17 protein-coding genes are annotated in these 20,340 nt (G+C 68.0%); 9 read left to right on the top strand and 8 right to left on the bottom strand.

Translation table 11 applies throughout. The annotated features are described in order from the left end of the window. Positions 1-25: 25 nt before the first annotated feature. Positions 26-2,854, bottom strand: a complete 2,829-nt coding sequence (locus VGD28_RS14760) for a pitrilysin family protein (RefSeq protein WP_331029110.1) — start codon at positions 2,852-2,854, stop codon at positions 26-28. 120 nt (positions 2,855-2,974) lie between these two features. On the opposite strand from VGD28_RS14760, the gene VGD28_RS14755 reads away from it, so the two are divergent. The 3 genes from VGD28_RS14755 (at position 2,975) to VGD28_RS14745 (ending at position 8,052) form a co-directional block, all read left to right on the top strand. Beyond that, positions 2,975-4,618 carry a M28 family metallopeptidase gene (locus VGD28_RS14755; protein WP_331029109.1) on the top strand — a complete coding sequence of 548 codons (1,644 nt, stop codon included), beginning with the start codon at positions 2,975-2,977 and terminating at the stop codon, positions 4,616-4,618. 132 nt (positions 4,619-4,750) lie between these two features. Beyond that, a complete protein-coding gene (gene clpB / locus VGD28_RS14750) occupies positions 4,751-7,330 on the top strand; it encodes an ATP-dependent chaperone ClpB (RefSeq protein ID WP_331029108.1) in 2,580 nt (859 codons plus the stop codon). Continuing rightward, on the top strand, positions 7,327-8,052 hold the full coding sequence (locus VGD28_RS14745; protein WP_331029107.1) for a 2OG-Fe(II) oxygenase: 726 nt from the start codon (positions 7,327-7,329) through the stop codon (positions 8,050-8,052). The genes clpB and VGD28_RS14745 overlap by 4 nt, the downstream gene beginning before the upstream one ends. Positions 8,053-8,132: 80 nt before the next feature. Here the strand turns inward: VGD28_RS14745 and VGD28_RS14740 are convergent, their stop codons facing one another. After that, complete coding sequence (locus VGD28_RS14740) at positions 8,133-11,141, bottom strand: TonB-dependent receptor domain-containing protein (protein WP_331029106.1); 3,009 nt, start codon at positions 11,139-11,141, stop codon at positions 8,133-8,135. Positions 11,142-11,415: 274 nt separating this feature from the next. Between VGD28_RS14740 and VGD28_RS14735 the strand changes: the two genes are divergently transcribed. After that, on the top strand, positions 11,416-11,925 hold the full coding sequence (locus tag VGD28_RS14735; RefSeq protein WP_331029105.1) for a hypothetical protein: 510 nt from the start codon (positions 11,416-11,418) through the stop codon (positions 11,923-11,925). A 6-nt stretch (positions 11,926-11,931) separates the two neighbouring features. Here VGD28_RS14735 and VGD28_RS14730 read toward each other — a convergent pair whose 3' ends face one another. The 3 genes from VGD28_RS14730 to xseA are packed head-to-tail and all read right to left on the bottom strand — an operon-like array spanning position 11,932 to position 14,424. After that, entirely contained in the window at positions 11,932-12,810 is an 879-nt protein-coding gene (locus VGD28_RS14730) for a M23 family metallopeptidase (RefSeq protein ID WP_331029104.1), read from the bottom strand. After that, positions 12,807-13,010: a DUF2093 domain-containing protein gene (locus VGD28_RS14725; protein WP_414714508.1), complete on the bottom strand. Its 204-nt coding sequence runs from the start codon at positions 13,008-13,010 to the stop codon at positions 12,807-12,809. Before VGD28_RS14725 ends, VGD28_RS14730 begins: the two co-directional genes overlap by 4 nt. Before the next feature lie 25 nt (positions 13,011-13,035). Continuing rightward, complete coding sequence (gene xseA, locus VGD28_RS14720) at positions 13,036-14,424, bottom strand: exodeoxyribonuclease VII large subunit (RefSeq protein WP_331029103.1); 1,389 nt, start codon at positions 14,422-14,424, stop codon at positions 13,036-13,038. Between xseA and purD the strand changes: the two genes are divergently transcribed. Continuing rightward, positions 14,423-15,691, top strand: coding sequence for a phosphoribosylamine--glycine ligase (purD, locus tag VGD28_RS14715; protein WP_331029102.1), 1,269 nt, complete (start codon positions 14,423-14,425; stop codon positions 15,689-15,691). The two genes, xseA and purD, sit on opposite strands and share 2 nt — an antisense overlap. 116 nt (positions 15,692-15,807) lie before the next feature. Further along, on the top strand, positions 15,808-16,026 hold the full coding sequence (locus VGD28_RS14710; protein WP_331029101.1) for a hypothetical protein: 219 nt from the start codon (positions 15,808-15,810) through the stop codon (positions 16,024-16,026). Here VGD28_RS14710 and VGD28_RS14705 read toward each other — a convergent pair. Further along, on the bottom strand, positions 16,023-17,342 hold the full coding sequence (locus tag VGD28_RS14705; RefSeq protein WP_331029100.1) for a hemolysin family protein: 1,320 nt from the start codon (positions 17,340-17,342) through the stop codon (positions 16,023-16,025). The genes VGD28_RS14710 and VGD28_RS14705 overlap by 4 nt on opposite strands. A gap of 129 nt (positions 17,343-17,471) precedes the next feature. Here VGD28_RS14705 and VGD28_RS14700 point away from each other — a divergent pair, with 129 nt between their 5' ends. Both VGD28_RS14700 and VGD28_RS14695 read left to right on the top strand, forming a co-directional pair. Further along, positions 17,472-18,140: an OmpA family protein gene (locus VGD28_RS14700; RefSeq protein WP_331029099.1), complete on the top strand. Its 669-nt coding sequence runs from the start codon at positions 17,472-17,474 to the stop codon at positions 18,138-18,140. A gap of 19 nt (positions 18,141-18,159) precedes the next feature. Then, on the top strand, positions 18,160-19,023 hold the full coding sequence (locus tag VGD28_RS14695; protein ID WP_331029098.1) for a hypothetical protein: 864 nt from the start codon (positions 18,160-18,162) through the stop codon (positions 19,021-19,023). Here VGD28_RS14695 and VGD28_RS14690 read toward each other — a convergent pair. Both VGD28_RS14690 and VGD28_RS14685 read right to left on the bottom strand, forming a co-directional pair. Then, entirely contained in the window at positions 18,991-19,419 is a 429-nt protein-coding gene (locus VGD28_RS14690) for a nucleoside deaminase (RefSeq protein WP_331029170.1), read from the bottom strand. The two genes, VGD28_RS14695 and VGD28_RS14690, sit on opposite strands and share 33 nt — an antisense overlap. A 74-nt stretch (positions 19,420-19,493) precedes the next feature. Beyond that, positions 19,494-19,778 (bottom strand): hypothetical protein, encoded by a 285-nt coding sequence (locus VGD28_RS14685; RefSeq protein WP_331029097.1) that lies wholly within the window; start codon positions 19,776-19,778, stop codon positions 19,494-19,496. 161 nt (positions 19,779-19,939) lie between these two features. On the opposite strand from VGD28_RS14685, the gene rpmB reads away from it, so the two are divergent. Beyond that, the gene (rpmB, locus tag VGD28_RS14680; protein WP_331029096.1) at positions 19,940-20,233 is read left to right on the top strand and encodes a 50S ribosomal protein L28; all 294 of its coding nucleotides are present in this window, start codon (positions 19,940-19,942) and stop codon (positions 20,231-20,233) included. The last annotated feature ends 107 nt before the right edge of the window (positions 20,234-20,340 follow it).

The raw sequence follows: 20,340 nt of genomic DNA, 5'->3' as shown, positions 1-20,340 counted from the left end.
GTCGGTTCAAAAAAGAGTTCGGCCCTCAGTTCGCGGCGGCCTTGGCGGCGGCGCCGACGGACTCGGGCTTCACCACCTCGACAGGCAGGCCGAGGCTGTCAAGCTGCGCGCGGACCTTGGAAGCATCGCCGACCACCACCCAGATGAAGCGTTTCGGGTCGATTGCCCCGCGTGCCGCAGCGTCAACCTGCGGCATCGTCAGCGCACGATATTTTTTCGCAAGTCCATCCTGATAGTCGTCGGGGCGGCGCATGAAATCGTTGGCCTGCATCGCGCCCAGCACCGCGCCGGCGGTCTCATACTGGCCCGCCATCTTGCGCACGCTGCTGATCACCGAACGGTCGAACTCGGCCTGCGTGACGCCCCGGCTACCCAGATAGTCGCCGACCTCCTTCTGGATCTCCAGGATTGCCGGGCCGGTCTTGTCGGCCTGAACGGGGGCGGAGATGGTAAAGGGCACCGCATGCTCCATCCGCGCGACGCCCCCGCGCGCGCCATAGGACCAGCTCTTGTCCTCGCGCAGGTTCATGTTGATGCGCGACAGGAAGTCGCCGCCCAGCACCTCGCTCGCGGTGCCGAGCGCGATCGGATCGGCGAACGGATCGACCGGCGTCATCTGCGCGGCATAGATCAGCGACTGGGGCGAATCCGGCCGGTCGATCAGCAGGATTTTCGGCGCGGCCTGAACCGGCTTGGCGGCGAACACCTTGGCCCCCGCAGCGCCCTCACCCTTCCAGTCGCCGAAGCGGCTTTCAAACGCCGCCTTCACCTCGGTGAGCGGCCTGTCGGAGACGACGAAGATCTTCGCCTTCTCGGGCCGGATCCACGCCTTGTAGTAATTGACCAGGTCGTCGCGGGTCAGCTTCTTGACCGCCTCCTCGTCGCCGCCGATCGCCGCGGTCTTCGCATAGGGCGAATCCTTGCCGTAGAGCAAAGGCGGCATCGCCATCTGCGCCAGGCCCGCGGGGTTCGACTTGATCTGCTTGATCCCGGCCAGCATCTGCCCGCGCACGCGCTCGATCTCGGCCGCGGGGAAGGCCGGCTTGCGCGCGATGTCCGCCATCAGCTCGAGCGAGCCGGCGAGGTTGGGGCTCGGCGTGAACATCGAGATATAGGCGCGGTCGGCGCTGCTGCCCGTGCTCACGCCAGCGCCCAGCCGCTCCTGCGCCTCGGCGATCGCGATCGAATCGCGCGTCGCGGTGCCCTCTTCGAGCAGCGCCAGCGTCATGCTCTCGGTGCCGAGCGCGGACGGCACGTCCGATGCCACGCCCGCGTCGAAGCTGATCACCGCCTGAGTCACCGGCACCGCGTCGCGCTGGGCATAGACCAGCTCGATGCCGTTCGAGAGCCTGGTCCGCGTCACGGTCGGGAAGTCGATGTCCTTGACCTCGGCCACCGCGGGCAGCGCGCCGCGCGTGCCCTTGACCGGGGTTTCAGGCGCCGCGGCGGGCTTTTTCGGCGCCGCTGCGGCCTCGGCATAGGCCTCGCGCGGCCCCGGCTCGATCGTCAGCGAATAGGCGGGGCGCGACAGCCACTTGGCGGCGACGTCGCGCGCCTGCGCCGGGGTGACCGCGGCAAGATCGGCCAACTGCTTCTTATAGAAGCCCGGGTCGTTCATGTAGAGCGCGCCCGAGGCGAGCGTCACCGCCTTGCCGCCAAAGCCGCCCACCGACTCGAGGCCACGGATGCGCGACGAGGCGGTGCGGGTCTTGTATCGCTCAAGCTCCTCGTTGGTCGGCCCGTTCCTCAAATAATCGGCGATCAGTTCGTCGAGCCTCTTGCCGACCACTGCCGGATCGACGCCCGGCCGCACATCGGCGGAGATCAGCACCATGCCCGCCTGGGCAAGGCTCTGGTTGAACGCGCCGACGCTGACCGCAAGCTTCTCCTTCTTGACCAGCGCGTTGTCGAGCCGCGAGCTGGCGAGGCCGCCGAGCACGCCGGTCGCGATGTCGAGCACGGTCGAATCCTTGTCGCGCATCCCCGGCACCGCCCACATGCGGTAGATGCGGGTGACCGCGACGCGATCCTTCATCACCTCGGCCTTGGCTGCAGCCAGCGTCGGCACGTCGATCCTGGGATCGGCGGTCTGCGCGCCCTTCGGGATCGCGCCGAAATACTTCTCCACCAGCGGCCTCGCGGTCGCGGCGTCGATATCGCCCGCCAGCACCAGCACGGCGTTGTTCGGGCCGTAATATTGCCGGAACCAGTTCTTGACGTCGTCGAGGCTGGCGGCGTCGAGATCGGCCATCGATCCGATCGTCGAATGGCGATAGGGATGCCCTTCGGGGAACAGCCCCTCGCTCACCTTGTAGCGCAGCAGGCCATAGGGCTGGTTGTCGCCCTGGCGCTTCTCGTTCTGCACGACGCCGCGCTGCTCGTCGACCTTGCCCTGCGTCACCGCGCCGAGCAGATAGCCCATGCGGTCGCTCTCCAGGAAAAGCGCGCGGTCGAGCGCGGCGCGCGGGACGGTCTGGAAGTAATTGGTGCGGTCGGCATTGGTGGTGCCGTTATAGTCGGTCGCACCCACTTCCTTCAAAGGCTCGAAGAACTCGCCCGGCGAGTTCTCCGATCCGTTGAACATCAGATGCTCGAACAGGTGCGCGAAGCCGGTCTTGCCCTTGGGCTCGTGCTTCGATCCGACATTGTACCAGACCGCGACGCCCACCACGGGTGCCTTGCGGTCGGTGTGCACCACCACGCGCAACCCATTGGCCAGACGAAATTCCTCATAGGGGATGTCCACCCGCTTGACGAGGTCGGCGACCGGCACGGGCGCCGGCGCCTGCTGCGCGTAAGCGGGTGCGCCGAGGACGACCGCAAGCGCGGTCAGGCTGGCAAAGGCTGGCTTCATGGGGTGGGGCTTTCCGGAAACTTGTTTCGATGGAAACCAGCATAGCCGCGCGGCCCGCACGCGCAACGGGCTTGTAAGCGGTTCCGCTTTGGTTACGCTGGCGGCAACATAGGGGAATATATGCGCTTCAAACTTTTCGCCGCCGCGTTGCTCGCGGCCGCCTCTTCGCTTGCCGCCCAACCTGCCGACGAGCCTGCCTTCTCGCCCGATCAGATGCGCGCGCATGTCGAGTTCCTGGCCGACGATCTGCTCGAAGGGCGCGACGCGGGCACCCGCGGCTACGACATCGCCGCGCTCTACGTCGCCAGCCGCTTCGACGCGCTCGGCCTGAAGGCCGCCGGCAGCAAGGGCTGGTATCAGCCGATCGAGTTCGCCCGCGCGAAGTTCAGGAAGGACGCACCCGCGACCATCACGATCGGCGGCACCGCCTTCCAGAATGGCGTCGATGTGATGATGACCGCCAATTCGCGTGAGGCGGACCAGATCGTCGAGGCACCCGCGGTGTTCGTCGGCTACGGCCTCGATTCCCCTGCGCACGGCTTCGACGACTATTCGGGCATCGATGTCCGCGGCAAGATCGTGGTGCTGCTCTCGGGCGTGCCGGAGGGACGCACGTCGAGCGAGATCGCCGCGCATCTCAGCTCGGAGAAGGCGCGCATGGCCGAGCGCCGCGGCGCGATCGGCGTCATCACCGTCCCGACCCGCGCCTTTCTCGCGACCACGCCGTGGAAGCGGCTGGCGGGCTATTCCGGCTCCTCGCGCTATGTGTGGATCGGCACGGACGGCAAGCCATGGTCGCCGGCACCGGATATCCGCGCGACGGCCTATGCCCACGGCCCCGCCGCCGAAGCGCTGTTCGCGGGCGCGCGGATGAACCTCAAGCGCGTGCTCGACGCCGCCGCGCGCAAGCGTGCGATGCCGCGCGGCTTCGCGCTCAAGGCGCCGGTGCGGATCGAGCGCCACAGCGTGGTCGAGACGATCGCCAGCTCCAACGTTCTGGGCATGATCCCGGGCTCGGATCCCGCGCTGGCCAGGGAAGTGGTGATGATCACCGCCCACCTCGACCATGACGGCGTCGATCCCAGGCTAGAGGGCGACAAGGTCTATAACGGCGCGATGGACAATGCCGCCGGCATCGCCACGATGCTGGAGGTCGCGCGCGCCTTTGCTGAGGGCAAGGCCAGGCCGAAGCGCACCGTGGTCTTCGCCGCGGTCACCGCCGAGGAGGACGGGCTGCTCGGCTCGCAATATCTCGCCAAGCACCCGCTGGTGCCGGCGGGGGGCCGCGTCGCCGGCGTAGTCAATCTCGACATGCCCGTGCTGACCTATGACTTCAGCGATGTGATCGCGTTCGGCGGCGAGCATTCGACGTTGGGGCCGATCGCCGATCGCGCGGTGGCGAAGGCGGGGATCAGGGTCTCGCCCGATCCGATGCCCGAACAGGGCATCTTCACCCGCTCCGATCATTACAGCTTCGTGGTCGAGGGCGTGCCGTCGATTATGCTCGCCACCGGCTTTGCGGGCGAGGGGCGCGAGAAGTTCATGGGCTTCCTCACCAAGACCTATCACCGCCCCAATGACGACCTCACCCAGCCGTTCAACTGGCAGGCAGGCGCCAAATTCGCGCGGATCAACTATCTGATCGCGCGCGAGATCGCCGACGGGGCCGACGCGCCGCGCTGGTATGCGGGCGACTTTTTCGGCGATACGTTCGCGAAGGGCGCGCCCAGGGCGCCTGCCCCGACCAAGCCGAAGGTCAAATAAGCCCGTTTGCCGGGCCGGACTTGTTCCGGCCCCGGCCCTGCGGCAGCATCGTTCCCGTGAGTTTTGTGCGCGCGAGCCTTGTGTTGCGAAAATGCAACACTACCTCCCGCATGAAAAGCAACAGGGACACGCATGAACCTCGAGAAATTCACCGATCGCGCCAAGGGCTTCCTCCAGTCGGCGCAGACCGTCGCGATCCGCAGCAACCACCAGCGGATCAGCCCCGAGCATATCCTGAAGGCGTTGCTCGAGGACGAGCAGGGCATGGCCGCCGGCCTCATCCAGGCCGCAGGCGGCGATCCCAAGCGCGCATCGAGCGAGATCGATGCCGCCCTCTCCCGCATCCCCGCCGTCACGGGCGCCGGGGCGCAGCAGGCGCCCGGGCTGGATAATGACAGCGTCCGCCTGCTCGATTCCGCAGAGCAGATTGCGACCAAGGCGGGCGACAGCTTCGTCAGCGTCCAGCGCATGCTGCAGGCACTGCTCCTCGCGACCACCACCAATGCCGGCCGCGCGCTCGCTGCCGCAGGCGTGAAGCCCGACGCGCTCAACGCCGCGATCAACCAGCTCACCGGCGGCTGCGCCGCCGACACCGCTGGCGCCGAGGATCGCTACGACGCGCTCAAGAAGTTCGCCCGCGACCTGACCCAGGCCGCGAAGGACGGCAAGCTCGATCCGGTGATCGGCCGCGACGAGGAGATCCGCCGCACCATCCAGATCCTTGCCCGCCGCACCAAGAACAACCCGGTTCTGATCGGCGACCCCGGCGTCGGCAAGACCGCGATCGCCGAGGGCCTCGCGCTGCGCATCGCCAATGGCGACGTGCCCGACACGCTCAAGGATCGCGCGTTGATGTCGCTCGACATGGGCTCACTCATCGCGGGCGCCAAATATCGCGGCGAGTTCGAGGAGCGGCTGAAGGGCGTGCTCGACGAGGTGAAGGCGGCCGAGGGCCACATCATCCTGTTCATCGACGAGATGCACACGCTGATCGGCGCAGGCAAAAGCGAAGGCGCGATGGACGCCGGCAACCTCTTGAAGCCCGCGCTCGCCCGTGGCGAGCTGCACTGCATCGGCGCGACCACGCTCGACGAGTATCGCAAGCATGTCGAGAAGGACCCCGCACTCCAGCGCCGCTTCCAGCCGGTGTTCGTCGGCGAGCCGACGGTCGAGGACACGATCTCGATCCTGCGCGGGCTAAAGGAGAAATACGAGCTGCACCACGGCGTGCGCATCACCGACGGCGCGATCGTCTCGGCGGCGACGCTGAGCAACCGCTACATCACCGACCGCTTCCTGCCCGACAAGGCGATCGACCTGATGGACGAGGCCGCTTCGCGCATCCGCATGGAGGTGGAGAGCAAGCCCGAGGAGATCGAGACGCTCGATCGCCGCATCATGCAGCTGCAGATCGAGCGCGAGGCGCTGAAGCACGAGAAGGACGCCGCGTCGAAGGACCGCCTCGCCAACCTCGAATCCGAGCTCGCCAATCTCGAGCAGCAGTCCGCGGAGCTGACCCAGCGCTGGCAGGCGGAGAAGGACAAGATCGCGGGCGAGGCGAAGATCAAGGAGCAGCTCGAGCATGCAAAGCTCGAGCTCGAACAGGCACAGCGCGGCGGCGACCTCGCCAAGATGGCCGAGCTCAACTACGGCACCATTCCCGCGCTGACCAAGCAGCTCGAAGAGGCGCAGGCGACCACCGGCGTCGCGATGCTGCGTGAGGAAGTCACCGCCGACGATATCGCCGCAGTGGTCAGCCGCTGGACCGGCATCCCCGTCGATCGCATGCTCGAAGGCGAGCGCGAGAAGCTGCTCGCGATGGAAGAGCAGCTTGGGCGTCGCGTGATCGGCCAGCAGGCTGCGGTCAAGGCGGTCTCGACCGCTGTGCGCCGCAGCCGTGCGGGGCTGCAGGATCCCAACCGCCCGCTCGGCTCGTTCCTGTTCCTCGGCCCGACCGGCGTCGGCAAGACCGAGCTGACCAAGGCGCTCGCCGAATTCCTGTTCGACGATCCCCACGCGATGGTGCGCATCGACATGAGCGAGTTCATGGAGAAGCATAGCGTCGCGCGGCTGATCGGTGCCCCGCCCGGCTATGTCGGGTACGAGGAAGGCGGCGTGCTCACCGAGGCGGTGCGCCGCCGCCCCTATCAGGTCGTGCTGTTCGACGAGGTCGAGAAGGCGCATGGCGACGTCTTCAACATCCTGCTCCAGGTGCTCGACGACGGCCGCCTGACCGACGGGCAGGGCCGCACGGTCGATTTCACCAACACGATCATCGTGCTGACCTCGAACCTCGGCAGCCAGTTCCTCACTCAGCTCGATGAGGGCCAGGACGTCGCGACCGTGGAACCGCAGGTGATGGAGATCGTTCGCGCGCATTTCCGGCCGGAGTTCCTCAACCGGCTCGACGAGATCGTGCTGTTCCATCGCCTCGGCCGCAGCGAGATGGCGCCGATCGTCGACATCCAGGTCGCCCGGCTCGGCAAGCTGCTCGCCGACCGCAAGATCACGCTCGATCTCACGCCCGAGGCACGCGACTGGCTCGGCCGCGTCGGCTACGACCCGGTCTACGGCGCGCGGCCGCTCAAGCGCGCGGTCCAGCGCTATCTGCAGGACCCGCTCGCCGACGCGATCCTGCGCGGCGACGTCAAGGACGGCGCCACCGTCAAGGTCGGCGAAGGCGATGGCGAGCTGGTGCTGACCCCGGCATGACCGCAGGCTTCTCGCTTCACCCCTCGATTGATCCCGAGCGGCTGGCGGCGTGTTATGCCAAGGATCGGCGAGTCCAGATTGCCCCCTTTCTGATCGAGGAGGATGCGGCACGGCTGGCGGCGCATCTCTCGGGACGTGCCGACTGGCGGCACGTCCTCAACTCGGGTGACCGGGTGCTCGAGTTTGCGGCGTCCGAGCTGGATGCCTTGACGGCCGAGCAGCGCGACCGGCTCGACGGCGCGGTGCACGCGGCCGCGCGTGACGGATTCCAGTATCGCTTCGATTCGATCCGCGTTCCTGACCAGGCTGGGGAACGCGAGGCGCTCGGCGATCCGCTCGCCGCCTTTGCTGCTTTCCTCTCGAGCGCGCAGTTGCTCGCCCTGCTTGAGCGGATCACCGGCACGCGCGGCCTCGGCTTCGCCGATGCACAGGCGACGCGCTACACGCCGGGGGACTTCCTGACCGCCCATGACGACGACGTTCCCGGCAAGAATCGCCTCGCCGCCTATGTCTTGGGCCTCACCCCGCGATGGCGCACCGAATGGGGCGGGCTGCTGCTGTTCCACGGGGCGACGGGCGGCGTCGCAGAGGGCTATGTCCCCGGCTTCAACACGCTCAGCCTATTTGCGGTGCCGCAGGCGCACAGCGTCAGCCTGGTGACGCCGTTCGCGGGTCACCCGCGCCTTTCGGTCACCGGCTGGCTGCGCGCCGGCCGTCCCTGAACCAAAGAAAGGGGCTGAACCAAGGAAAAGGGGCGGCGCCTTCCGGCACCGCCCCTTCATTGTTCCGTCGAGACGCGCGATCAGTACTTGATGCGCGCGCTCACGAAGAACGACCGGCCCATCACGTCGTAATAGGTCGGGAAGGTGTTGGTCTGCTCGCCCGAGCCACCCGACTGCGCCGACGCCAGCAGCGGCGGCTGCTTGTCGAACAGGTTGGTGACGCCCAGCGACACGTCGAAATGATCGCTCGGCGAAGCCGAGAGGGTCAGGTCGAAATAGTCGGCCGCGGGCAGACGCTCGACCGCATAGACGGTCGCGCTGTTGTCGTCGTTGGTCGCACCCAGGTGGCGCCACTGGCCCGAGACACGGATCAGGTCCGTGCCGGCGGTCAGGCGCGCCGTGTGACGCCACTTCGGCTTGGGCGGCGAGGTGGTCGCGCCGACCGCGCAGAGACGGCCGAAGGTGCCCGCGCACTCGCGGACGATCGGCAGCCCCTGCACCGGGGTGACGTCATAGCTGAGCAGACGCGTCCCCAGGAAGCTGAAGCCCAGACGGAAGTCCTCGGCGCCGAACATCGATTCGAAGCGGTGGTTGTAGTTCACACCGATATCGAGGCCGTCGGTCTTGAGTCCGCCGGTGTTCGCGTTGCGGTCGTCGATACGCTCGATCTGGCCCACGGAGTTGCGGGTGATGAGCGAGCAGAAGGCCAGGTCACGCTGGTCGAAGCAGGCCGCGCCGATATTGGCGGTGCCCACGGTCGAGATATAGTCTTCGATCTCGATGTTGTAATAGTCGACCGTCGCGGTGAAGCCCGGCAGGAACGTCGGCGCAAGGATCGCACCCACAGTCCAGGTCGTGGCCGTCTCTTCCTTGAGGTCCGGGTTGCCGCCCAGGAACGTCGGCGGGTTCACGATCGTGGCGCTGGCGAGCGCGGCGCGCTGCACCGGATCGTTCAGCACCGCCACCGGAATGCCAAGGCTCTGACAGAAGGCATAGCGATCGCCGCCAGGGCCGGCATTGGCGCCGCCGCAGCCTTCGATATTACCCGCGAAGCTTACCGTGTTGCCGAGGAACAGCTCGTTGACGCTCGGCCCGCGGATCGCCCGCGAATATTGCGCACGGAACGTGATGTCCTTGACGGGGGCCAGAAGGCCACCGACCGCGTAGGTGTAGACGGTGCCCGGCGCGTTCGAGTAATCCGAGACGCGGCCCGCGGCGTTCAGCTCCAGCTTGTGGATGAAGCTGTCCTTGATCAGCGGGATGTTGAGCTCTGCGAACGCCTCACGCACCGAATAGCTGCCGGCGGTGGGTCGGCCCGGGTTGAAGCCCGCGACGTTGCCCGACGACAGATACTGGTCCGGCGTGATCGAGCCCGCTTCGCGACGCCACTCGACGCCGACCGCGAGACCGATCGGCCCGCCGCCAATGTCGAACAGCTCCGAATTGGTCAGCGACGCCGAAGCCACCTCGGTGGTGTATTCCTGCAGGTTGGTCGCGCCGATGGCGAGATAGTTGATCGCCGCCTGCGAGATGTTGCCGATGCCGAAGATGTTGGCCGGCACGCAGCCTGCAGCACGCGCCGACGCATCGGCGCAGACCAGGTTGCCGCCGCCCGGCACGCCCGCGAACGGGGTGGCCGAGATCGCGCCCGTGGTCGGGTTCTGGAACGCCGTGGTGGTCGCCGCGATGAAGTTGCTGATCGCGATGTTGCCGTTCTGACGCTGCGAGTTGCGGGTACGCGCGTACATGTAGTTCGCGTCGTAGCTCCACCCGCCGCCGATGTCGCCGCGCACACCCGCGAGGATGCGATAGGCGTTGCGGTCGTCCTTGTTCTGACGCGGCCCGAGCGGAACGGTGCGATAGCCGAAGCTGGCCAGACGCACGTAGCCGTCATTCTGCACGTCGAGGCCCGCAGTGGTCTCGCTTGCGTCGATCGCAGCGAGGCCAGCGCGGACGTTCGGCGCGAAGAAGGGCGAAGCGACCTGAACGCGCAGCGCGCCGAGCGAGCCGGTGCCGAACGGCGTGGTGTTGCCGATCGGGGTTGCCGCCAGCTCGGTATCGACGCGGTTGTTGATGAACTGCGCCTCGAGATACGGAACCACCGCCGGCGTGATTTCATAGTGCGCGGCGGTCGAGATCAGGAAACGCGTCTGCGGGACCGTCAGGTAGTTCACCGGCGCGAAGTTGTACGAATCGGTCGTGTCGATGAACGGCCCGATGGTGCCATCGGGGTTGAAGTCGAGGTTGGTCGCCGTGCCCGTGCCGAAGGACGCGCCAGCAGCCGCGGCCTGAGCCGACGACAGCAGGATGCGGGTCTGCGGGCCGCTCGGCGAACCGGCGTTGATCAGCGTGGGAACGCCGCCGACATTGGCGTTGGTCAGCGCGAGCCGGCCGAAGGCGCGCGCACCGGCATAGGTGCCCTTGCGGTTCAGGTAGCTGACATGCGCGACCACGTTGCCGCGGCCGTCGTCGAGATTGGCGCCGATCGTGCCGCCAATGTTCCAGACCTGACCGTCGCCACGCTCGGTGACGTCATAGCTGGAGGTGAGCTCGACGCCCGAGAAGTCCTTCTTGGTGACGAAGTTGACGACGCCCGCAATCGCGTCCGAGCCGTAAATGGCCGAACGGCCGCCGGTCACGACGTCGATACGCTCGACCAGGGCCGAGGGAATGGTGTTGAGGTCGATCTGCTGATTGACGTCGAACGACACATAGCGGCGGCCGTCGACAAGGACGAGCGTGCGCGACGGGCCGAGCAGACGCATGTTGACCGTGGCGACGCCGCCGCCCGGGTTGTTCGACGCGGACGTGGTCGTCGCGTTGATCTGCGGCATGTCGTTGAGGACGTTCTCGATGTTGGCCCCGCCGGCCTGGAGAGCGATTTCCTCAGCGCCGACCGATGCGACCGGAGCGGCGGACTCGATGTCGGGACGCGCGATGCGCGAGCCGGTGACGACGATCGTCTGGCCCTGTTCCTCGGCGACGCCTTCGACCGGCCCGGCATCCTGCGCATGCGCAGGCGCGACGAAAATCGCACCGGAAAGCAGCAGCGTCGACGTCAACAGCCGCTTGCGAGTGAGTGAAACCATTGATGAGCACCCCTTGATGTCGGCGGTTTTCCGCCTTCGTGACGATGCGCCGGAGGGACCGGACACAACATTGGGGATGAATAGGTCGGCTGGACGGTTGCTCACAATGGTGTTGTTCAGGGTCACGGCGCGATTGCTCCAGATCGTGACAAAATCGTCACACCTGGAACCAACTCTTTCAAGAATCACCTGAAAACAGATGCTTCCCGGCCAGCCACAGCTGGTTTAGGGTCTCATCCTCTCTGGGGAGGAACGGATGATCAGGACATCGGGCTTGCTGCTCACGCTCGCCGCCGCCGCGCTCGCGGCCCCTGCCGCGGCTCAGGAAGCGGGCGGCGGCAAAGTGGTGGACGCGGTCACGGCATGCCGCGATGTCGCCGATTCAGCCGCACGCCTTGCCTGTTTCGACGCGGCGGTCGCCAGGCTCGCCGCAGCGCAGGACAAGAAGGAGGTCGTTGTCCTGGACCGCGCCGAGGTACAGAAGACGCGCCGCTCGCTGTTCGGCTTCACCCTGCCACGCATCAAGCTGTTCGGCGGGGGGGACGACGAGGACAATCCGGAGGACATCAAGGAGATCAACGGCAGTGTGGCCGGCGTTTCAGCGGTTTCCGGCGATCGCTGGACGGTGACGCTGGACGATGACACGCGCTGGATCACCACCGAGTCCTCGCGTGGTTTCCCGCCCCGTGCTGGCGAGACGGTCCGGATTCGCCGCGCCGCGCTGGGCAGCTACGACGCCTCGTTCAACAAGCGACGCACGATCAAGGTCCGGCGGATCGGCTAGCCGCGCTCAGTCCGCCGTCACCGGCATCGATCCGGCGATCAGCAGCGGGTCGATCTTGGCGCCCCGCCAGCGCATCCCCCAATGCAGATGCGGCCCGGTCGCGCGGCCGGTCGCGCCGACCGCGCCGATCGTCTGGCCGCGGCGCACCACGTCGCCGACTTGCACGTCGATCCGCGAGAGGTGCAGGAACGCGCTGTTCAGCCCCATGCCGTGGTCGAGCATCAGCAGCCTGCCCTCCAGCGTGAACGACGAAGGCGTCGCCAGGATCACCACCCCGTCGGCCGGCGCCAGCACCGCGGTTCCCGCCGGCCGCGCGACATCGACGCCCGAATGATAGGAACCGGGCTCGCCCCGGTAGATGCGCTGCGACCCGAACAGGCCCGAAATGCGCCCCGTCACGGGCCACATGAAGCGCTGCCGCCAGCCATGGCTGTCGTGCGACTGCGCGCGCGCCGCGGTGATCTGCGCCACCTCGCCCGGGCGGCGGCGCTGGAACTCGGCGCTCGGCTGCGCGATGCGCGGCAGGCTGTTGAGCCGCTCGATCCGCCAGGCGCGCGGCTGCACGGTGAGCGTGCGGCGCACCGTGCTGCCGTCGACCCGCGTCGCGACGATCGTGGCGGAGGGGCCGGCATCGCGATCGAAGGCGATCAGGAAGCGGCCGTCCGGGGCGACCGGCACATCCTGCCCCTGAAAGCTGATCCGGCTGGTGAGCGCCGGCGCGGTGCCGAGCACCGTCCCGCCCTGAATCATCGGCCCGTCGAAGGTGAAGTCGTTGCGCGCCTGGGCCGGCCGCGCCTGCCCGCCCGCCGGGGGAACCGGCATCGCACCCGCAGCCATCGAGGCGAGGACAGCCGCCGCGACGACAAGCCCCCCCGCCGCCTTCATGACGTCATCAGCGCGCGCGTTGCGATCTCGGCGGTGGCATAGGGCTCCTGGCGCTCGACGCTCCAGTAGCGCAGCCCCTCGAGCGGGATCTTCTCGCCGCTCACCGCACACACGACATGATCGCCTGGCACCAGCACGCGAAAGCCGTTCGCCATATAATGGAGCCGCGCCGGACGGGCGGTGTTGGACGACATCAGCATATGCGTACTCGCTTCAGGTAACGATTCAGAACAGGTCGGGCTGTTCGGGCTTGTCCCCAGCATAGGATTTGGCGCCGCCGCGCTCAACCCGTGCGTCGACCGTGCCGTCGCGGAAGTGCAGCGTCACCGCCCCTGCCGCGCGCGCATCCGCTGCGCTCGCCACCACCTTGCCGCTGGCCTTGGCGCCGACGCGGACATAGCCGCGCTGGAGCAGATTGTCGGGATTGACGGCGTCGAGCAGCTTGCCCGCGCCTTCCAGCCGATGCCGCAGCGTATCGAGCTTGCGCTCGAGCACCGCCGGCCGCAGCGCCCCTGCCGCCCGGTCGAGCACGCCACGTGCGAGCGTCACCCGCCGCTCCAGCGCCCGGTCGAGCCGCGCGCCCATGTCGTCGGCCTTCTGCCGCTGCGGCCCCAGCAGCGCGTCGCGCTTGGGCAGCACGCGCACCAGCGCCTGCAGCCGCTCCCCGCCGCGCTCGTGATAGCGCAGCGCGCACCGCTCGGCGCGCAGCCCCATCGTCGCGATCGCATTGGCGAGCTCGGCGCGCACCGGCACCGCCATCTCCGCCGCCGCGGTCGGGGTCGGCGCGCGCATGTCGGCGGCATAGTCGCACAATGTCGTGTCGGTCTCGTGCCCCACCGCGGAGATGACGGGAATCCGGCATGCCGCCACCGCGCGCACCACCGCTTCCTCGTTGAACGCCCACAGATCCTCGATCGACCCGCCGCCGCGCGCGACGATCACCAGGTCCGGCCGCCGCACAGGGCCATCGCCCTCTCCTTCCGGCGCCATGGCGTCGAACCCGCGCACCGCCGCCGCGACCTCCGCCGCTGCGCCGTCGCCCTGCACCTTGACCGGCCACACCAGCACATGGCTGGGGAAGCGGTCGGCCAGCCGGTGGAGAATATCGCGGATCACCGCCCCGGTCGGCGACGTCACCACGCCGATCGTCAGCGGCGCGAAGGGCAGCTTCTTCTTCGGCTGGTCGAACAGCCCCTCCGCCTTGAGCTGCGCGCGCAATCTCTCGAACAGCGCCATCAGCGCGCCTTCGCCCGCCAGCTCCATCCGCTCGATCACGATCTGGTATTTGGAACGGCCAGGATAGGTGGTGAGCTTGCCGGTCGCGACCACCTCGATCCCGTCCTGCGGGGTGAATGGGATCGCCGCCGCGGCGCCGCGCCACATCACCCCGTCGATCACCGCGTCCGCATCCTTGAGGCACAGATAGACATGCCCCGAGGCCGCGCGCTTGTATCCCGAGATCTCGCCGCGCAGGCGGACATGGCCGAACTCGCCCTCCACCATCCGCTTCAGCTTCATCGACAATTCGCCGACCGACAGCGGAGCAGCGTTGTCCCCTTCCCGCCCCTCGGCTACGAGCCGCGGCGTATCGAAGTCGTCGAAGGGGTCTGACATGAACGTCCTGTTGCTTGGGTCCGGTGGCCGCGAACATGCGCTCGCCTGGAAGCTCGCGCAATCGCCCCGGCTCGATAGCCTCCACGCGATCCCCGGCAACCCCGGAATCGCGCAATATGCCGCCTGCCATGACGTCAAGCTGACCGATCACGCCGCGGTGATCGATTTTTGCCGCATCCATGCGATCGGCTTTGTCGTGGTCGGCCCCGAAGCGCCCTTGGTCGATGGCCTCTCGGATAGCCTGCGCGCCGCCGGCCTGCCCGTGTTCGGCCCGTCGCAGGCGGCCGCCCAGCTCGAAGGATCGAAGGGCTTCACCAAGGATCTGTGCGCACGCGAGAACATCCCGACCGCAGGCTATGTCCGCGTCGCCGATGTGGAGACTGCCCGCCTCGCGCTCGCCCGCGACTTCCCCCGCCCGGTGGTGATCAAGGCCGACGGCCTCGCCGCGGGCAAGGGCGTGACCGTCGCCTTCACGGACGAGGAGGCCGATGCCGCGATCGCCGCGATCTTCGAGAAGCCCGGCGGCGAAGCGGTGATCGAGGAGTTTCTGGAGGGCGAGGAAGCCAGCCTGTTCATCCTCACCGACGGCACCGATTTCCTGCCGCTCGGCTCGGCGCAGGATCACAAGCGCGTCGGCGACGGCGATACCGGCCCCAATACCGGCGGCATGGGCGCCTACAGCCCCGCCCGCGTGCTGACGCCCGAGCTGGAGCGCGCGGCGATCGAGACGATCATCAAGCCGACCATCACCGGCATGGCCAAGGCCGGAACCCCCTATTCGGGCGTGCTCTATGCCGGTCTCATGCTCACCCGCGCCGGCCCCAAGCTGATCGAGTACAATGCGCGCTTCGGCGATCCCGAATGCCAGGTGCTGATGCTCCGGCTCGAGGAGGATCTGCTCGATCTCATGCTCGCGACCGAGGCCGGCGAGCTCGCCGGCCGGGAGGCTCCACGCTTCGGCGCCGAGACCGCGCTCACCGTCGTCATGGCGGCAAAGGGCTATCCGGGCACGCCGCAGACCGGCGGCGCGATCCGCGGGCTCGACGCCGCCGAGGAAACCGGCGCGCAGGTGTTCCAGGCGGGCACGCGAATGGACGGCGGCCAGCTCGTCGCAGCGGGCGGGCGCGTCCTTACCGTCACCGCCACCGGCGCGACCGTCAGCGAAGCGCAGGCCGCCGCCTATCGCGCGGTCGAGGCGATCGATTTCCCCACCGGCTTCGCCCGCCGCGACATCGGCTGGCGCGAGGTCGCGCGCGAGCGGGCCTAGCCCGTTTTCGCGATCGCCCGGTCCGCATCTCCGGTCAGGGCGGGATCGCAGCGCAAAGCCGCTTCCACCGCGCTTAACCATCGGATAGGCTTCGGCTTTCCCAGCCGGAGCCGCCGATGGAAAGCAACCAGCAATCCCTGACGCTGAGCAGCATGGGGCTGGATTGGGTGACGACCACCCATCTCGTCTTCATCGTGCTGTTCGCGATCGGCGCCGTCGCGATCCTGATCTGGGGCCGCCATCTGCGTCGCAAGCGGCAGCAAGCGGATGCGCGGATCGAGGAGAATAACGAAGCGGTCGATGACGACGCGCCTTCGCCGCCGCCCACGCCTTAGGCGCCGCGCTCCCTGCCCACCTCGCTCAGCAGCAGCTTGTCGATCTTGTGCCCATCCATGTCGACGATCTCGAAGCGCCAGCCCTGCTCGACGAAGCTCTCGCCCTCGTTGGGCAAATGCTTGAGCACCGCGAGCGCGAGGCCGGCGACGGTCGCATAGTCGCGGTCCTCGGGCAGCTCGATCCCGATCCGCTCGGCCAGCGCATCGGCGGCGAGCTGGCCGGAGACGAGCAACGAACCGTCGTCGCGCACCACGATCGAGGGATCCTCGCCCGGATCGGCGTCGGATACGAATTCGCCGGCAATCGCCGCGAGCAGGTCGGCAGGCGTCACGATCCCCTCGAAATGCCCGTATTCGTCATGGACGAAGCCCATCGGCACCGCCGCGCGGCGCAGCGCGCCCAGCGCGTCCATCGCATCGACCTGATCGGGCAGCACCGGTGCCGGGTGCATCAGCGCCTTGAGGTCGAGCGGCTGGCCGAGGATCAGCGCCGTCACCACGTCGCGCGCCTGCACCACGCCCACCACCGCATCGACCGACCCTTCGGCCACCGGCAACCGCGTGTGCGGCGTCTCGGCGAGCAGCTTGCGGATCGCCGCCTCGTCGAGGCTGGCGTCGATCCAATCGACCTCGGTGCGCGGCGTCATCACCTCGCGCACCGGCCGGTCGGCGAGCCGCACCACGCCCGAGATGATCGAGCGCTCATGCTCCTCGATCACGCCCGAGTGCGTCGCCTCGGCGACCAGCATGTGCAGCTCCTCGGCGGTGACGCGATTCTCCGATTCGCGGTTCATGCCGAGCAGGCGGAAGACGAGACCGCTGCTCTGGTCGAGCACCCACACGATCGGCGCAGTGATCCGCGCCAGCCATTTCATCGGCGCCGCCACCAGCACCGCGATCGACTCGGGCGATCGCAGCGCGAACTGCTTGGGCACCAGCTCGCCGACGATCAGCGAGGCATAGGTGGTCAGCGCGATGACGATCGCGAAGCCGATCGTCTCGGCGGTCTCGTGCGGGACGCCCCACGCCTCGATCCGCGCCGCGGTCGGCGTGCCGAGGCTCGCGCCCGAATAGGCGCCGGCGATGATGCCGATCAGCGTGATGCCGATCTGGACGGTCGACAGGAACTTGCCCGGATCGGCCGCCAGGTCGATCGCGGTGCGCGCGCCGCGCTTGCCCGCGCGCACCATCGCCTCCAGCCGCGCCTTGCGCGCGGAGACGATCGCGAGCTCGGACATGGCGAACACACCGTTCAGCGCAACCAGCGCCAGGATGATCGCGACGTCGATCCAGGGAAATGGGGGAAGCGGGTCCATTGGCCTGCGGTTCCCATAATCGCATTCAGGTGGGTTTCACAATGCCCAGCTAGACCGCTGGTCGATGCGAAGGTGGAACAACGCCGCCGATCGTGCGATTCTGTAACCAAGGTTTGACTGGAGGAACCCATGCGTAACTGGCCCCTTATCCCCGCAATCGCCGCGCTGACGCTGACCGGCGCATGCGTCACCGATCCGGTGACTGGCGAGCAGCGCATGTCCAAGGCCGGGATCGGCGCACTGGGCGGCGCGCTCGGCGGCTATCTGCTCGGCGACATCGTCGGCGGCCGCCGCGACCGCACCGAGAAGATCCTCGGCGCCGGCATCGGCGCGATCGGCGGCGCCGCGATCGGCAGCTACATGGACAACCAGGAGCGCGAGCTTCGCGAGCGCACCGCCGGCACCGATGTCGAGGTGATCCGCAAGGGCGACGATCTCATCCTGTCGATGCCCTCGGGCATCACCTTCGCCACCGACAGCTCGACGATCGAACCGCACTTCCGGCCCACGCTCGATCGCGTCGCCGACGTGCTCGACCGCAACAACCGGACCTATATCGACGTCTATGGCCACACCGATTCGACCGGCAGCGACGCCTATAATCAGGCGCTGTCGGAGCGTCGTGCCGATGCGGTCGCGAGCTATCTCGTCTCGCGCGGGGTCGAATCCGCCCGGCTCGAGGCCGTGGGCTATGGCGAGACCCAGCCGATCGCCTCCAACGACACGGTCGAGGGCCGTGCCCAGAACCGCCGGGTCGAGATCAAGATCGTGCCGATCCGCGACAGCGACATGCGCTGACATGCTGCCGGGGGGAAAGGTGCGGCGCAGGCTGTGGCTGGCGGCGCTGTTGACGGTGGCAACGCCACCGCTCGCTGCCGCACAGGCCAATGATGCCCCTGCGCCGGGCGCGGAACTGATCGAGCAGGCACGGGCCCAGTTCGCGATCGACGATATCTCGGGACCTGACGGCAAAGGCCGCTATCGCATGCCCGAGGCATCGAGCGGAGGCGCCCGCGCCGCCCGGCGGCTGCTCGAACAGGCCATCGCCGCCGGAAACGCCGATGCGCACCGCTTGCTTGGCCGGATGGTCGAAGCGGGCGCCGGCGGGCCGCAGGATTTCGCCGCGGCGCGGCGGCACTATGCCTTGGCGGGCGAAGACCGTATCGCCTACTGGCGGCACGGACTGCTGCTGCTGACCGATAGGGGCGGCGTGAGCGATCCGGCTCTGGCACGCAGGCTGTTCCAGCTGGCAGGCGGCAAGGGCCTGATCGACGCGAGCTATGAACTGGCGCGCATGACCGAACTCGGCCTCGGCGGCCCCCGCGACGAAGCCGCGGCGCGAAGGGCGTACGAAGATATGTCGGAATGGTGCCATGGCGACATGGCGGACCGCTATTCGGTCATGCTGATGCGCGGAGTGGGCGGTTCGGTCGATCGCGAACGTGCTGCCACGCTGCAGATCAAGGCATTCGAGTGCCACAACAGCAACTTCAAGGTCCCGGCGGCCCTGTCGCGCCCGGACCTTTTCGACCCCGAGACCATCGCGGCGATGCAGAAGCAGTTGCAGGGATCCGGCTATGCCGGCTCGCTCGACGGCAGCTTCAACCCCGCGACGAGGGCGGCGCTGCGGAGCCTGAGCAGCGAACCCTTAGCGCCTGGCGGCGAAGAAATCCCTGAGTAGCGCCCCCGCCTCGCCCTCGCCGATCCCCGAATAGATCTCCGGCCGGTGATGGCAGGTCGGCTGGGCGAAGAAGCGTGGGCCGTGCTCGACCGCTCCGCCCTTGGGATCCGCCGCGCCATAATAGACCCGCGCGATTCGGGCATGGCTGATCGCTCCGGCACACATCGCGCACGGCTCCAGCGTCACCCACAGGTCGCAATCCTCCAGCCGCTCGCGGCCGAGCTTCTGCGCCGCGGCGCGAATCGCCAGCATCTCGGCATGCGCGGTCGGATCATGCAGCGTGCGCGGGGCGTTGGCGGCGACCGCGACGACCGTCTCGCCCTGCATCACCACCGCGCCCACCGGCACCTCGCCGCCCGCCGCCGCCTCGCAGGCGGCATCGAGCGCGGCGCGCATCGGTTCGGGCAGCGGGAACATCGCCCCGCTATGCCCGCGCCCGGCCGCTTTGGCCATGCCGCGCGAAATCGCCCTTACTGCGCCTTGGCGGCAGGCTCCGCCGGCGCCGCCTTCTCCACCTCGACCGTCGGCACCTGAATCACCTTGTTCTCCATCACCACGGTCGGCACCTGGATCGTCTTGTTGGTGTAGCCCATGCCGACCTCGCCGACGTCCGCCTTCACCGCGGGTGCCTGCCCGCCTTCCAGCTTGAGGCTGGGCAGCGAGCCCGACTGCATGTTGACGCTCAGCATGCCGAGCGAGATCATGGCGATGATCACCACCGCCGCCAGGCCAAGTATCGCCAGGATTGCACGCATCGCTCCGGTCTCCTCAAACTCGAATCGTTTGCGTAATAACGCGTCATCGATCGCCGAAGTTGCATCGGCGGGTGGGAACGAGGTTGACGAAAAGCCCTCGTACCGGTATCGGGCCGCACTTTCCGGGACAACCGGAACAGGCATAAACCTAGGATCAAGCGATGTCGCGCATTTGCGAGCTGACCGGCAAGGGCCGGCAGGTGGGTCACAATGTTTCCCACGCCAACAACAAGACCAAGCGGACGTTCCTGCCCAACCTGCAGAACGTGACGCTGATGTCGGAAGCGCTGGAGCGCTCGATTCGCCTGCGCGTCTCGACGCACGGCCTGCGCTCGGTCGAGCACAATGGCGGCCTCGACAACTGGCTGCTCAAGACCAGCGACGACAAGCTCTCGCTGCGTGCCCGCCGCCTGAAGCGCGAGATCGCCAAGAAGGCGACTGCCGCCGCGGCCTGAACCCGTTCGGGTGTGCCGTTCTGACCGGCCCGCTCCCGCAAGGGACGCGGGCCGTTCGGCGTTTTGGCAGGCTCGGTGCCGGCCCGCGCCCCCCCCCCGCCCCCCCG

The sequence above is a fragment of the Sphingomonas sp. genome, assembly GCF_036402235.1.
Taxonomy (GTDB): Bacteria; Pseudomonadota; Alphaproteobacteria; order Sphingomonadales; family Sphingomonadaceae; genus Sphingomonas.
Note: the sequence above shows the minus strand (reverse complement) of the source record. Positions and strands in the feature narration are given on the sequence as shown.

Excerpts from the sequence above, each read along its gene's own strand:
- xseA (WP_331029103.1), bottom strand. The coding sequence starts at position 14,424 with ATGTCAGACCCCTTCGACGACTTCGATACGCCGCGGCTCGTAGCCGAG.
- VGD28_RS14760 (WP_331029110.1), bottom strand. The coding sequence starts at position 2,854 with ATGAAGCCAGCCTTTGCCAGCCTGACCGCGCTTGCGGTCGTCCTCGGC.
- VGD28_RS14690 (WP_331029170.1), bottom strand. The coding sequence starts at position 19,419 with ATGCGCGCCGCGCTCGATGCCGCCTGCGAGGCGGCGGCGGGCGGCGAG.
- rpmB (WP_331029096.1), top strand. The coding sequence starts at position 19,940 with ATGTCGCGCATTTGCGAGCTGACCGGCAAGGGCCGGCAGGTGGGTCAC.
- VGD28_RS14745 (WP_331029107.1), top strand. The coding sequence starts at position 7,327 with ATGACCGCAGGCTTCTCGCTTCACCCCTCGATTGATCCCGAGCGGCTG.
- VGD28_RS14755 (WP_331029109.1), top strand. The coding sequence starts at position 2,975 with ATGCGCTTCAAACTTTTCGCCGCCGCGTTGCTCGCGGCCGCCTCTTCG.
- clpB (WP_331029108.1), top strand. The coding sequence starts at position 4,751 with ATGAACCTCGAGAAATTCACCGATCGCGCCAAGGGCTTCCTCCAGTCG.
- VGD28_RS14730 (WP_331029104.1), bottom strand. The coding sequence starts at position 12,810 with ATGAAGGCGGCGGGGGGGCTTGTCGTCGCGGCGGCTGTCCTCGCCTCG.
- VGD28_RS14705 (WP_331029100.1), bottom strand. The coding sequence starts at position 17,342 with ATGGACCCGCTTCCCCCATTTCCCTGGATCGACGTCGCGATCATCCTG.
- VGD28_RS14710 (WP_331029101.1), top strand. The coding sequence starts at position 15,808 with ATGGAAAGCAACCAGCAATCCCTGACGCTGAGCAGCATGGGGCTGGAT.
- VGD28_RS14700 (WP_331029099.1), top strand. The coding sequence starts at position 17,472 with ATGCGTAACTGGCCCCTTATCCCCGCAATCGCCGCGCTGACGCTGACC.
- VGD28_RS14685 (WP_331029097.1), bottom strand. The coding sequence starts at position 19,778 with ATGCGTGCAATCCTGGCGATACTTGGCCTGGCGGCGGTGGTGATCATC.
- purD (WP_331029102.1), top strand. The coding sequence starts at position 14,423 with ATGAACGTCCTGTTGCTTGGGTCCGGTGGCCGCGAACATGCGCTCGCC.
- VGD28_RS14740 (WP_331029106.1), bottom strand. The coding sequence starts at position 11,141 with ATGGTTTCACTCACTCGCAAGCGGCTGTTGACGTCGACGCTGCTGCTT.
- VGD28_RS14725 (WP_414714508.1), bottom strand. The coding sequence starts at position 13,010 with ATGCTGATGTCGTCCAACACCGCCCGTCCGGCGCGGCTCCATTATATG.